The sequence below is a fragment of the Priestia sp. YIM B13552 genome (assembly GCF_042787775.1).
Taxonomy (GTDB): Bacteria; Bacillota; Bacilli; order Bacillales; family Bacillaceae_H; genus Priestia; species Priestia megaterium_E.
Genome location: NZ_JBHZOU010000004.1, coordinates 217,874 through 230,645, shown reverse-complemented (window position 1 = coordinate 230,645; position 12,772 = coordinate 217,874). Strand labels below are relative to the sequence as shown.

Below are 12,772 nucleotides of genomic sequence, written 5' to 3'. Positions count from 1 at the left end.
CTTTGTTTTTTTTACTAAAACAAGCGTTTTCTATTTTATAACAATTGAGCCCGTTTTGGATTCAGCTAACAATTTATAGCCTTTCGGCGAAGCGACATTTGCTTTGAAACGAAGTTGTTTTATCACCGTTTCTTTTTTCTCATCTACTATTTCCATCTCAGGAAGTGTACACGTAAAATTCCCAAAGTTAGATTTCAAATCTCCATCAACGGAGAGGTGAGGCGGCGTATAGAGCGTAATGCTTCCTGTAGTCGTTTTGAAAAATGCTTTTTCAATGCGCTCTCCTTTTAAATACGTATCAATATCTCCGTTAAATGTCTGAACATCAATCTTTTTTGTATCTCCATCAAATTTAACCGTTCCATTGATTGTTTCAAGCTCACATTTCGAAGCGAGTATTCGAGAAAGTTCCATATGCCCGTTTGATGTCTCCATTTCAAGAGAATGGCTGTTCACATCGTAAAAGCGGATGGTACCATTAGCTGTTTTGGCTTTCAGGTCTCGTACGCTTAGTCTTTCCCCATCGATTGAACCATTAAACATACGGAGCTTGACGCGTTCGTATTCCATTTCTGGAATATAAATAATCGCTTTCACCTTCATTTGCTTTTGCTGAATTGCAAAGCGCAATTTGCCATTTTCGATGGAAAATGCCGTATGCTGCAAGAAAGTGCGGCGCGCTTCATCCGAATTCTCTACTTTGTAGATAGCAGCTTCACACTCTATTCGTACTTCTGTACTTCCCCAAGGTCGGAGTTGAACGCTTCCATTTGCTAAATCTACGTCAATCTCTTGAATATATGCTTCTGATTGTTGAAAGATGTGCTGAACGTCAATCGAAGGACCAAAGTTAAAATCTAAATCTCCTTCTTTTACTTTTTTTACTGTTTGATCTACAAATGTAAATAATTTTTCCTTTAAAGAGCTTTGAGATGACTTAGAAGCGTACGTTTTTTTCTGTTTTCCTCCTACATAAGGGGATAGCTCAGCTTTATCAGGCGTAGCATAGGAAGAATCATTAGCTGAGTCTTTTTCCAGTGAATTTAGCAAAGTTAAAGCCTCATCTACGCTAAGTTTCCCTTCTTCTACCATCTGTAAAATTTGTTTGCGCTTTTCACTCATACGTTCCATCTCCTCTTTACGTTTTAGTCATTTAACTTTTATCTGCTTAATATTTGTATCCCTTTTACAATATTCCATACAAACACAACAACATTAACTAAAGAAACAACAACTAAAGCTACAATTAAAAGAATAAATACCGTTCCACTAGAGCCAGTAAGAGCAGGAAGCAAGAAAAATAAGAACAAGATCGCTGTAGCGATAGGTAATAAATGTGACAAAAATGCAGTTTTTGCATGTTTCTTTACTTCTATGTTATGAACAACAAAATAAATAATAATAGGTAATAAAAATGGTGCAAAGAAAACGCTAAAATAATTTAAGGAAGATAGTATGCGATTTCCTTCCATAATAATCAGCTCCTTATATCATGTATTACGTTTTAATGAGTTAAAAAGTTTCATTCTTTATAAAAAAGACACCAATGCTGGTGTCTTTTAACGAGTTAATGCCTCTGCTTTTTCAACTTTTTTCTCCATACGCTTACGGTCACGTTCTAAAATTGGCTTCAAATAATGACCCGTATAGGATTCTTTTACTTTTGCCACTTCTTCTGGCGTACCCGTAGCCACAATTTGTCCGCCTTTATCTCCACCTTCAGGCCCTAAATCAAGAAGGTAATCAGCAGCTTTGATAACGTCTAAATTATGTTCGATCACTAGAACCGTATCTCCATTTTCAACTAAACGCTGGAGCACTTTTAATAATCGTGCAATATCATCGACATGAAGACCGGTAGTCGGTTCGTCTAAAATGTACAGCGTTCTTCCTGTTGAGCGGCGGTGAAGCTCTGAAGCTAACTTTACACGCTGTGCCTCTCCACCGGATAAAGTAGTAGCCGGCTGTCCAAGCGTGATATAGCCAAGTCCTACATCGTAAATTGTCTGCAGCTTCCGCTTAATCTTTGGAATGTTTTCAAAGAAGTGAAGCGCATCTTCAACTGTCATATCCAACACATCTGAAATGTTTTGATCTTTGTATTTCACTTCTAAAGTTTCACGGTTATATCGTTTGCCGTGGCAGACTTCACAAGGGACGTATACATCTGGCAAGAAATGCATTTCAATTTTGATAATACCGTCTCCTCGACAAGCTTCACAGCGGCCGCCTTTCACGTTAAAGCTAAAACGGCCTTTTTTATATCCGCGCACCTTTGCTTCGTTTGTTTGGGCAAATACATCTCGAATGTCATCGAATACACCTGTATACGTTGCAGGGTTCGAACGAGGCGTACGGCCTATGGGAGACTGATCAATATCAATGACTTTATCTAAGTGTTCAATACCTTTGATTTCTTTATGTTCTCCTGCTTTGCTTTTTGCTTTATGCAGCTTTTGCGCCAATGATTTATGAAGGATATCATTTACGAGCGTACTCTTACCTGATCCAGATACACCTGTAACAGCCGTGAACATACCTAACGGAAGCTTTGCTTTTACGTTTTTTAAATTGTTCTCTTTTGCTCCTATAATTTCAATCATCCGATCTTTATCTATTGACCGTCTTTCCGCTGGAAGAGGAATAAACTTCTCTCCTGATAGATATTGACCCGTTAAAGAGTTTTCATCTTCCATCACTTCCTGAGGCGTGCCTTGAGAAACAACAGCCCCCCCGTGTACGCCGGCTCCTGGTCCGATATCAATTAAATAATCAGCTGCCATCATCGTATCTTCGTCATGTTCTACAACAATCAACGTATTTCCAATATCGCGCATATCTTGCATCGTGCGAATTAAGCGATCATTGTCACGCTGATGAAGACCGATAGAAGGTTCATCTAAAATATAAAGAACCCCCGTCAAACGAGAACCAATTTGAGTAGCTAAACGGATCCGCTGTGCTTCTCCTCCTGAGAGTGTTCCAGCAGAACGGTTTAATGTTAAGTAATCAAGCCCCACGTTAATGAGAAAGCTTAGACGCTCACGAATTTCACGCAGTATCATATCTGCAATCTTCATGTCTTTTTCAGATAGGCTGAGACTTTCAAAAAAATCATATGCTTCTTTTACTGAGAAGCGGGTTGTATCTCCTATATGCTTTTCGTCAATAAGCACCGCTAAGCTTTCGCGTTTTAAACGATTTCCTTTACATTTTGGACAAGCTTGCTGAGCCATGTACTTTTCCATTTGCTCACGGATATAATCTGAACTTGTTTCATGATAACGGCGCTCTACGTTCCGAAGCACGCCTTCAAATTCGATATGATTTTCTCTTACTTGGCCAAAATCATTTTCATAGCGAAAGTAAATTTTTTCTTTACCGCTGCCATATAATACTTTATCAAATAAATGTTCCGGGATATCTCGCACCGGCACGTCCATATCGATGCCGTAATGTGTACATACGGCTTCAAGCAGCTGCGGATAGTATTGAGAACTTGTTGGCTCCCAAGGTGCAATTGCGTGCTGACGAAGCGTTAAGTCATAGTTAGGAATAACTAAATCTTTATCCACTTCCAATTTCGTTCCTAACCCGTCACACGTTGGACACGCCCCGTACGGACTATTAAATGAAAACATGCGGGGCTCAAGTTCTCCAATGGAGAAACCACATTTTGGACAAGCATGATGCTCACTAAAAAGCAGTTCTTCTTCACCTATCACATCAATAATTACTTTCCCTTCTCCAAGGCGAAGAGCTGATTCCAAAGAGTCCGACAAACGAGCGGCTACACCTTCTTTTACAACAACGCGATCAATCACTACTTCAATGGAATGCTTTTTGTTTTTTTCCAGTTCAATTTCTTCTGTTATTTCACGCATTTCTCCGTCTACTCGAATGCGAACGTACCCTTCCTTTTTAATATCTTCTAACACTTTTACGTGGGTACCTTTTCGTCCAGATACCACAGGTGCCAGTACTTGAAGTTTTGTGCGTTCAGGGTACTCTAAAATTCTATCTACCATTTGCTCAATCGTTTGAGATGTAATTTCAATTCCATGATTAGGACAAATCGGCTTTCCTACACGAGCAAACAAAAGGCGCAAATAGTCATAGATTTCGGTCACAGTTCCGACGGTTGAACGAGGGTTTCGGCTCGTTGTTTTTTGATCGATTGAAATAGCAGGCGACAATCCTTCGATTGAATCTACATCGGGCTTATCCATTTGACCTAAAAACTGTCTTGCATATGCCGAAAGCGACTCGACATAACGTCTTTGTCCTTCTGCATAGATTGTATCGAAAGCCAAAGAAGATTTACCAGAACCTGATAACCCTGTTAATACCACTAATTTGTCTCGCGGGATTTCAATATCGATATTTTTCAAATTGTGGGCTCGTGCACCTTTTACCACGATTTTTTCCATCGCCATGTTTTATCACCCTTCCGCTTTTAATTCTAGAATCAAGTCACGAAGCTCAGCTGCGCGTTCAAAGTTAAGCGCTTTGGCTGCTTCTTTCATTTCTTGTTCCATTTCTTCTACGAGCTTTGCTTTTTCTTTTTTGTTGAGCTTATCAAATGCCGGTGCTTCTTCATACGTTTCTGTATCTTCTGCTACTACTGTTGCACGAATTGAGCCTCGAACTTCTTTTTGAATCGTTGTCGGTGTAATACCATGCTCTTCATTGTAAGCTTCTTGAATACTTCTACGACGCTTGGTCTCATTGATAGCAATATCCATGGAGTTTGTGATGCGATCTGCATACATAATGACATGTCCATTAGCATTTCGCGCAGCACGTCCGATGGTTTGAATAAGCGATCGTTCTGAACGCAAGAATCCTTCTTTATCCGCATCTAATATGGTTACTAACGAAACTTCCGGAATATCTAAACCTTCACGAAGTAAGTTAATTCCTACGAGCACATCATATTTTCCAAGCCGCAGCTCTCGGATAATTTCAATACGCTCGAGCGTCTTCACCTCAGAGTGAAGATATTGAACTTTAATGCCAATTTCTTTTAAGTAGTTCGTTAAATCCTCAGACATTTTCTTTGTTAACGTCGTAACGAGCACTCGTTCATTTCGCTTAATTCGGTCGTGAATTTCTCCAATTAAATCATCAATCTGTCCTTCAATTGGTCGAACTTCGATATTTGGATCCAATAATCCCGTTGGACGGATAATTTGTTCAATTACATCAGGTGCCTTCTCAAGTTCGTAAGGACCTGGTGTTGCAGAAACATGAACAATTTGGTTAATATGCTGTTCAAATTCATCAAATTTAAGCGGGCGGTTATCTAATGCGGACGGCAAGCGGAAACCATGGTCTACTAACACTTGTTTACGCGCTTGGTCTCCATTGTACATTCCTCTAACTTGAGGAATCGTAACGTGTGATTCATCCACAACAAGAAGGAAATCTTCCGGGAAGAAGTCCAGCAGTGTATAAGGTGTAGAACCAGCGGGACGAAGCGTTAAATGACGAGAGTAGTTCTCGATTCCCGAACAAAAGCCCATTTCTCTCATCATTTCTAGGTCGTAGCGCGTGCGCTGCTCCAAGCGCTGCGCTTCTAAAAGCTTTCCTGCTTCTTTTAGCTTCTCTAGCTGTTCTTCTAGTTCTTTTTCAATATTTTGAATGGCAACACGCATTTTTTCTTCTCTCGTGACAAAGTGAGATGCCGGGAAGATAGCTACATGTTCACGATCTCCAATAATTTCTCCTGTTAGAGCGTCAACTTCTCGAATGCGGTCAATTTCATCGCCGAAAAACTCAACGCGAATACAGTGTTCATCTCGAGATACAGGAAAAATCTCCACAACATCACCGCGAACGCGAAACGTTCCGCGCTTAAAGTCAATATCATTTCTTTCGTACTGTACATCCACTAGCGTACGAAGCAGCTGATTACGCTCTTTTTCCATTCCTACTCGAAGAGATACGACCATTTCTTTGTATTCTTCCGGAGAACCTAAACCATAAATACAGGACACGCTGGCAATAATAATGACATCTTTTCGTTCAAAGAGAGAAGAAGTTGCCGAGTGACGAAGTTTATCAATTTCATCATTAATGCTTGCATCTTTTTCAATAAATGTATCTGTTTGAGGTACATAGGCTTCAGGCTGATAGTAATCGTAGTAACTGACAAAGTATTCAACTGCATTATTAGGAAAAAACTCTTTAAACTCACTGTACAATTGACCAGCAAGCGTTTTGTTATGAGCCATAATTAGTGTCGGCTTATTTATTTCCTTAATAACATTAGACATGGTGAAGGTTTTTCCCGTTCCTGTAGCACCTAGCAAAACTTGATGCTGCTTACCTTCTTTAATTCCTTTCACGATCTTTTCAATTGCCTTTGGCTGATCACCTTGCGGTTGATATGGGGATACTAATTCAAACTGATCTTTCAAATGAAGGCCTCCGTTTCCATTTTCTTGTTTTATCTATTTTTATTACGATATGTAAAAACCGAAAACACGAACTGATATTCGTATTTTATCACTTTATAATCATAAATGAAACTAATGAGTATTAATCTTATATAGTGTTTGTTTGTTTTTATTTTTTACCCTGTTACTTTATTACCCACTAAATTCTTATACTACCCTTTTCGAAGGGAATACAACTCTTTAGATGAAAGCAATAAAAGAAAGTAAGCTGCATAATTGTTTGAAAGAGATAGGCTTTTGCGCCAATTTCTAAATTATGATACAGTATAAAAAATATGTACTGAGAGGGGTTTAGTATGGCAAGCGTTGATCAAGTTCTTATAAATAACTCCTTTATAACAGTTGAAGAATCAACTTCTTTAGCTAAAGTGAAATCTGAACTTTCAAACTATGACTTCGTTATAGTCACAGCAAGTACCTTTTATGTAATACAAAAAGATGAACGATACCTGTTAACAGGTCATGACGAGGCATCGTCCATAAAAAAAGTAATAGCGGATACAAATTGGCCTTCATCTTCTACTTCTACGTTAGCCAATTTACAAGCCAACACAAACTGGAACAGACCAGTCCTCATTCAAGCAGAAAACCAAGAAACCACAATAGGACTTGTAACACCTTCACAGTGGATTACACATTTGCATAGCCAAAATGAGATATTAGCTTCCTATTTTGATACATTGGCAGAAACCATTAATGATGCAGTGACAGCCGTCGATAATGAAGGAAATGTAATCTTGTGGAATACTGCTGCGGAACATACGTATAAGATTCAGAGAGATGATATTATGGGTAGAAAAATCGGAGAGCATTTCAAAGATGAATCCATCATTCTACATACGATTCTAAATGAAGGGCGCCCTGTACGCGGAACGTATCATCGTCCTAATGAACAAACTCACGTGCTCATCAATGCATCTCCTATTATAAGAAACAATCGAGTCATAGGTGGAGTCGCAACTGAACATGACATTACCAATATTGTAAGATTAAATGAAGAAATTGATGTGTCTCTTCTCATCCCAAAAGATAATCCATTTTCTTCTTTCGCGGGTATCAGTCCTGAAATTAAGCAAGCCGTTGACATTGCCAAAAAAGTGGCATCTACAGATATGCCTATTTTATTAACGGGAGAACCTGGTTCTGGGAAAGAAATGCTGGCTCAGGCTATCCACTACGGTGGATCCAAACATAAAGAACCTTTTTTATCTTTAAATTGCGCCACTATTCCATCGGGACTCTTGGAAATTGAGCTCTTTGGTCATCAAAAAGATGTCTTTTCAGAAGATCCAACTACCATTGCGGGAAAACTGGAGCAGGCTCACAACGGGACGTTATTTATTGAAGAAATTGATAAAATGCCTCTTGAAATTCAAGTTAAGTTTCTCCGTTACTTGGAAGAACGATCCTTTTATCACGTTGGAGGCACGGAAGAAATTCAAGTTCAAACCCGAATTGTAGCCTCTACCACGACGCCTTTGGAAGAGTTGCTAAAAGCCGGTGAATTCCATGAAAATCTTTACTATTTACTGACCGTCATCAACATTATTATTCCGCCGCTTCGAGACCATAAAGAAGACATCGAAGCATTAACACAGCAATTTGTACAGGAATTCAGCAAGAAGTATAAAAAGAAGGCTCCTTTCATTAGCTCTGAAGTTCTCGAAGCCTTTATGCAATACGATTGGCCAGGCAATATTCGCGAGCTGAGAAATACGATTGAACGAATGATTTTTCTAAGTGATCAGTCGTTGATTACCCTTACGCACCTTCCTGACAATCTGAAGGATGCAAGTTCTTTCACAGAAGTTCAAAAAGAAGAAGATTCTCTTCAAGAAGCTAGGCTAATAGAAGAGACTCTTCAAAAAACCTATGGAAACAAAAGTGCAGCAGCAGATCTGCTTGGCATTTCACGCGGCACCCTTTACAACAAAATCAAAGAATACGGACTAAACTAATCAAAAAATTCGACACGAAGCTAAAGATGCTTCGTGTCGAATTTTTTGATTTCCTATAGACTGAACTTATTTCTGTTTTCTCGCTGTCATCTTCCCTTGTGTAAATAATAGAAGATAATCATACCCTCCGGCTTTCGAGTCCGTTCCGGACATATTAAAACCGCCAAAAGGATGAACGCCAACTAATGCTCCTGTACATTTTTTGTTAATATATAAGTTACCGCAGTGCATGGTAGCTAACGCCCTTTGAATTCTCTCTTCGCTTTCAGAGAAAAAGGCTCCCGTCAAACCGTAATCAGTTTCATTGTAAATCTCAATGGCTTCTTCCCAGTTAGCTGCTTTTGTCAACGCAAGGACCGGTCCAAAAATCTCTTCTTGCATAATTCGTGCTTTTGAATCCACATCTTTGAATACTGTAGGTTCTATATAGTAGCCATTTCCGGGAGCTTTAGCTCCCCCGGCAATAAGCTTTCCTTCTTCTTTGCCAATTTCAATGTAGGCTAATACTTTTTCATACGCTTTTTGATCAATAACAGGTCCCATAGAAGGGTTGTCTTCAGGCAGTCCGACGGTTAATTCTTTTGTTAATGCGGCTACCTTTTGGGCAACCTCTTCATAAACAGATTCTACAATAATCGCTCGAGAGCCAGCGGAACACTTTTGGCCTTGAAATCCAAACGCAGATGCTACGATCGCTTGCGCTGCCGCGTCTAAGTCTGCCGTTTCATCTACTACAACGCCATCTTTTCCTCCCATTTCAGCTATGACGCGTTTCAGCCAAATTTGTCCAGACTGTACTTTTGAAGCACGTTCATAAATGCGACATCCTACTTCTCTTGATCCCGTAAAAGAAATAAAACGAGTTTGAGGATGTTCGACTAAATATTCTCCAACTTCTATGCCATCTCCAGGGATAAAATTCAGAACACCAGACGGAAGACCGACTTCCTCCATCAACTGAACAAATTTCGCAGCAATAACCGGTGCAGAATCAGCTGGCTTTAAAATAACTGCATTTCCAGATACAATTCCAGCTACAGTCGTTCCAGCCATGATGGCAAGGGGAAAATTAAAAGGTGAAATGACTACTCCTACGCCTAAAGGAATATACGTCATCTCTGTTGTTTCACCTTCTACCGGCGTTAAAGGCCGATGCTCATTCGTTTCACTTAAACGAATCATTTCTCGCGCATAAAATTCCATAAAGTCAATAGCTTCCGCGGTATCCGCATCAGCTTCTGCCCAGTTTTTCCCCACTTCATAAACGAGCATGGCAGAAAATTCATACTTTCTTTTTCTCATCAGATCTGCTGCTTTGAATAAATAATCAGCACGTTCAGCAGGCGAGACATTCTTCCATGATTGAAATGCTGCTGATGCTTCTTGCATTGCCTGCTCAGCATAAGCTTTAGTGCCACGGCTTACTCTGCCAATCACTTCATCTACTTTTCCCGGGTTCGTAGAGACAATCACTTCTTCTGTTGAGATTTTATCCTTTCCAATCGTGAGAGGATATGTTTGTCCCAGTTCTTTTTTCACTTTCATTAACGCCGCTTGCATCGCTTGTTTATTCTCTTCTAACGAAAAATCAGTAAACGGTTCATTTTTAAAAACTGAGATTTTTGTACTTACTGTCATTTCAACCAGTCCCCTTTAATTAGAAATTTATTTCGCGAAGTTTTTCAGCACGAACCATACGTTGGCGGGACGCTCAGCTAGGCGTCTCATGAAATACCCAAACCAATCAATGCCGTAAGGAACATAAACCCTGACTTTATATCCTTCTTTTACTAGACGGTCCTGCAGCTCTACGCAAATTCCATAAAGCATTTGGAACTCAAATTGGTCATGTGAAATACCATTTTCTCTTACTAATCGTTTTGTGTACTGAATCATTTCTTCATCATGACTTGCTACAGCTGTATAGTGACCATTTAATAAATGCATTTTAATGATTTTTTTATAGTTTTCATCTACGTCTTTCTTTTCTGGAAATGATACTTCTGGTGATTCTTTATAAGCTCCTTTTACTAGACGTAAATTAGCTTGATATTGATGTAAGTCATTCATATCTTGTTCTGTACGATAAAGATACGCTTGAATCACAATTCCAACATTATCAAATTCTTTGCGTAATTCTTTATACATATCAAGGGAGATTTGGCAGTGCAAGTAGTCTTCCATATCAATTCGAACAAAAATATTATTCATTCTGGCCGTGTGTAGAATTCTGCGCATATTTTCCATACAAAGCTCTTTGCTAATATCCAATCCTAAAGAAGTCATCTTTAATGATAAATTTGATTGAACGCCCGATTCTGCAATGGCTTCTAGTGTCTGAATGCACATGGCAGTAGACAACCTGGCTTCCTCTTCTGTAAAAACAAATTCTCCTAAATGATCAAGTGTAACAACTTTTCCACTATTGTTAAGCTCCTTAGATGTTTGAATTGCTGATTCGGTTGAGTCTCCAGCAACAAAACGAGCTGCCCCCATCCTCAATCCATACTTTTTAGCTAATTTGTTCATTGAATGATTTTTGCCAAGCGACTGAAACATCGTTCTCATTAATACTTCCATCAATCCTAAACCTCCTTTTATTTTTTAAAATTAAAAATAAACTAAATTTTCAGATTAATAATTTTATTTTTCTATACCCTTCTCACATTTCTGTACACTTATTTAAATAAATTTATACATAAGTGTACAGAAATGTTTTATCCATAAACATATTTGTCTAATTAATTTGATTATACTCGCTCATTAAATAAACCGAAACAATATTGTTATAAGTTCTAACTCACTTTTTTACACACAAAAGCTCTCCACGTTGTGTAGAGAGCTTTTGTGTACAGTTTAATAATAAGCGATTAACTTATCATCAAACCAACAATCTTTATTTTCCAGCTGCTAGCATGCTTTTTGCATATATAAAACCGATGGCTGCTGAAAGTAAATCTATTAAAATAATAAGCGGATAATCTGCGTACCCTTTATATACAGAAACAGCTATCAACAAAAGCGTCAGCGCTGTGGCAACATATAAGTTATATGTTACTCTAGCAAACAGAAGAAGCAATATGGCGGGTAGAAAAACTGCGGCAATCGTTTTGACTTCCACAAACATTTCTCCTTTTTATCCGTCTTTTAACCAGCTTGTGAATCACGTTTTGTATAATTGTGTACAAACAAAATACCTAGTTCATGATGTTCATTGTCATACAATGCTCGCTGAGTAAAGCGAACTTCTCCATTTTCGTCAATAACTTCTAGCTTACAAAAAGCACGGTTATTAACTTGTAATGCTTCATAAAATTTATGGACTTCAGATACAGCGATTCCATTTACCTTAATAATCACTTCTCCTACTTTCAAACCCATTTTCTCTGCCGGAGAATGAGGGATGATTCCTAATACAACCAAACCTTGTGTACGCTTAGTAAATAGTGCGGGCGCTTTTTCATCGCTTCGACGCTGCTGCAAACGAATCCACTCTCTTCCTATGATCGCTAGAATAACAACAGCTACAGCGGCAAGAGGATAAAAAATAGCAGCAATCGTAATGATCGTTAATCCCACGCCTAATGCTAATACACGCTTACCAGTAAATTCAATAGATTTAAACGGCACCATACTTTGAATTCGCTGATAAAAACCGATAGCAAAAGGAACAAAAAACAGGCTAAATGATGTTCCATCAATAGATAACACAGGCCACCATGGAAACACAGACGTAATGGCGCTGCCTGGAATTAAGACAAAAAGCGGGACAACCCATAATTTTTGAGAGTAATGAGCTCCAATTTCCTGCCCTCTTTTACTTTTCACAATGGCTGGAGACGTACCTTTTGCTCCAAATTTCCAAATTAAATATCCTTCTGCTAATACAAGCAGAGACATTAAAATAGTCAGAGAAGGTAAATCTGCGTTATGAGCTTGCACAGACCACGTTTGAATAAATCCTTCACCGAAACCAGATGCCGGAATAAGCAAGGTTGCAAGCACAGCCAGTCCTACGGTGTAAGAAGGAGAAAGCCATTTAAACGTCCACGGACCGCTTATGATAAAAGTTAAAACAGCTACAAGTACAATCATTCCTATAGATACACAGACACCTAGCAACACGGTAACAACGGATAAAATCAACCCAATAATGATACCTGGAAAAAATAAATATTTTGCTTCTAAAATAAAATCAAACACGCGAACATGAAAATTCTGACGCTCTCTCTTGACGCGAGAAAGACCTACAAAAAACGAGACGAGCAGAAATAGATAAGTTAACGGATGTAAAAACAAACGCCCGATACCTTTTAAGAGCTCTAATGCAAAATCCATTTTTTCACCACCTGT

9 protein-coding genes are annotated in these 12,772 nt (G+C 38.8%); 1 reads left to right on the top strand and 8 read right to left on the bottom strand.

Going from position 1 to position 12,772, the window contains the following annotated elements; genetic code table 11:
- Nucleotides 1–30: 30 nt before the first annotated feature.
- The 4 genes from ACFX40_RS18170 to uvrB form a co-directional block, all read right to left on the bottom strand.
- Nucleotides 31–1,122: a DUF4097 family beta strand repeat-containing protein gene (locus ACFX40_RS18170; protein WP_028409655.1), complete on the bottom strand. Its 1,092-nt coding sequence runs from the start codon at nucleotides 1,120–1,122 to the stop codon at nucleotides 31–33.
- A gap of 38 nt (nucleotides 1,123–1,160) precedes the next feature.
- Nucleotides 1,161–1,472: a hypothetical protein gene (locus tag ACFX40_RS18165; protein WP_013059730.1), complete on the bottom strand. Its 312-nt coding sequence runs from the start codon at nucleotides 1,470–1,472 to the stop codon at nucleotides 1,161–1,163.
- Between the two features lie 87 nt (nucleotides 1,473–1,559).
- Nucleotides 1,560–4,436: an excinuclease ABC subunit UvrA gene (gene uvrA, locus ACFX40_RS18160; protein ID WP_060745844.1), complete on the bottom strand. Its 2,877-nt coding sequence runs from the start codon at nucleotides 4,434–4,436 to the stop codon at nucleotides 1,560–1,562.
- A gap of 6 nt (nucleotides 4,437–4,442) precedes the next feature.
- On the bottom strand, nucleotides 4,443–6,422 hold the full coding sequence (gene uvrB / locus ACFX40_RS18155) for an excinuclease ABC subunit UvrB (protein ID WP_013059732.1): 1,980 nt from the start codon (nucleotides 6,420–6,422) through the stop codon (nucleotides 4,443–4,445).
- A 335-nt stretch (nucleotides 6,423–6,757) separates the two neighbouring features.
- Between uvrB and ACFX40_RS18150 the strand changes: the two genes are divergently transcribed.
- Complete coding sequence (locus tag ACFX40_RS18150; protein ID WP_028409657.1) at nucleotides 6,758–8,419, top strand: sigma-54 interaction domain-containing protein; 1,662 nt, start codon at nucleotides 6,758–6,760, stop codon at nucleotides 8,417–8,419.
- Nucleotides 8,420–8,485: 66 nt separating this feature from the next.
- On the opposite strand, the gene pruA is transcribed toward ACFX40_RS18150, so the two are convergent.
- From pruA to ACFX40_RS18130, 4 genes are all read right to left on the bottom strand, one after another.
- Nucleotides 8,486–10,057, bottom strand: a complete 1,572-nt coding sequence (gene pruA / locus ACFX40_RS18145) for an L-glutamate gamma-semialdehyde dehydrogenase (RefSeq protein WP_098332563.1) — start codon at nucleotides 10,055–10,057, stop codon at nucleotides 8,486–8,488.
- A gap of 27 nt (nucleotides 10,058–10,084) precedes the next feature.
- Entirely contained in the window at nucleotides 10,085–10,999 is a 915-nt protein-coding gene (locus tag ACFX40_RS18140; RefSeq protein WP_102813382.1) for a proline dehydrogenase family protein, read from the bottom strand.
- 316 nt (nucleotides 11,000–11,315) lie between these two features.
- Nucleotides 11,316–11,546 carry a DUF2198 family protein gene (locus tag ACFX40_RS18135; RefSeq protein ID WP_063611554.1) on the bottom strand — a complete coding sequence of 77 codons (231 nt, stop codon included), beginning with the start codon at nucleotides 11,544–11,546 and terminating at the stop codon, nucleotides 11,316–11,318.
- A gap of 20 nt (nucleotides 11,547–11,566) precedes the next feature.
- Complete coding sequence (locus tag ACFX40_RS18130; RefSeq protein WP_377255808.1) at nucleotides 11,567–12,757, bottom strand: PDZ domain-containing protein; 1,191 nt, start codon at nucleotides 12,755–12,757, stop codon at nucleotides 11,567–11,569.
- Between the last annotated feature and the right edge of the window lie 15 nt (nucleotides 12,758–12,772).

Coding starts and splice junctions, on each gene's coding strand:
- ACFX40_RS18170 (WP_028409655.1), bottom strand. CDS start 1,122: ATGAGTGAAAAGCGCAAACAAATTTTACAGATGGTAGAAGAAGGGAAA.
- ACFX40_RS18165 (WP_013059730.1), bottom strand. CDS start 1,472: ATGGAAGGAAATCGCATACTATCTTCCTTAAATTATTTTAGCGTTTTC.
- uvrA (WP_060745844.1), bottom strand. CDS start 4,436: ATGGCGATGGAAAAAATCGTGGTAAAAGGTGCACGAGCCCACAATTTG.
- ACFX40_RS18150 (WP_028409657.1), top strand. CDS start 6,758: ATGGCAAGCGTTGATCAAGTTCTTATAAATAACTCCTTTATAACAGTT.
- pruA (WP_098332563.1), bottom strand. CDS start 10,057: ATGACAGTAAGTACAAAAATCTCAGTTTTTAAAAATGAACCGTTTACT.
- ACFX40_RS18140 (WP_102813382.1), bottom strand. CDS start 10,999: ATGGAAGTATTAATGAGAACGATGTTTCAGTCGCTTGGCAAAAATCAT.
- ACFX40_RS18135 (WP_063611554.1), bottom strand. CDS start 11,546: ATGTTTGTGGAAGTCAAAACGATTGCCGCAGTTTTTCTACCCGCCATA.
- ACFX40_RS18130 (WP_377255808.1), bottom strand. CDS start 12,757: ATGGATTTTGCATTAGAGCTCTTAAAAGGTATCGGGCGTTTGTTTTTA.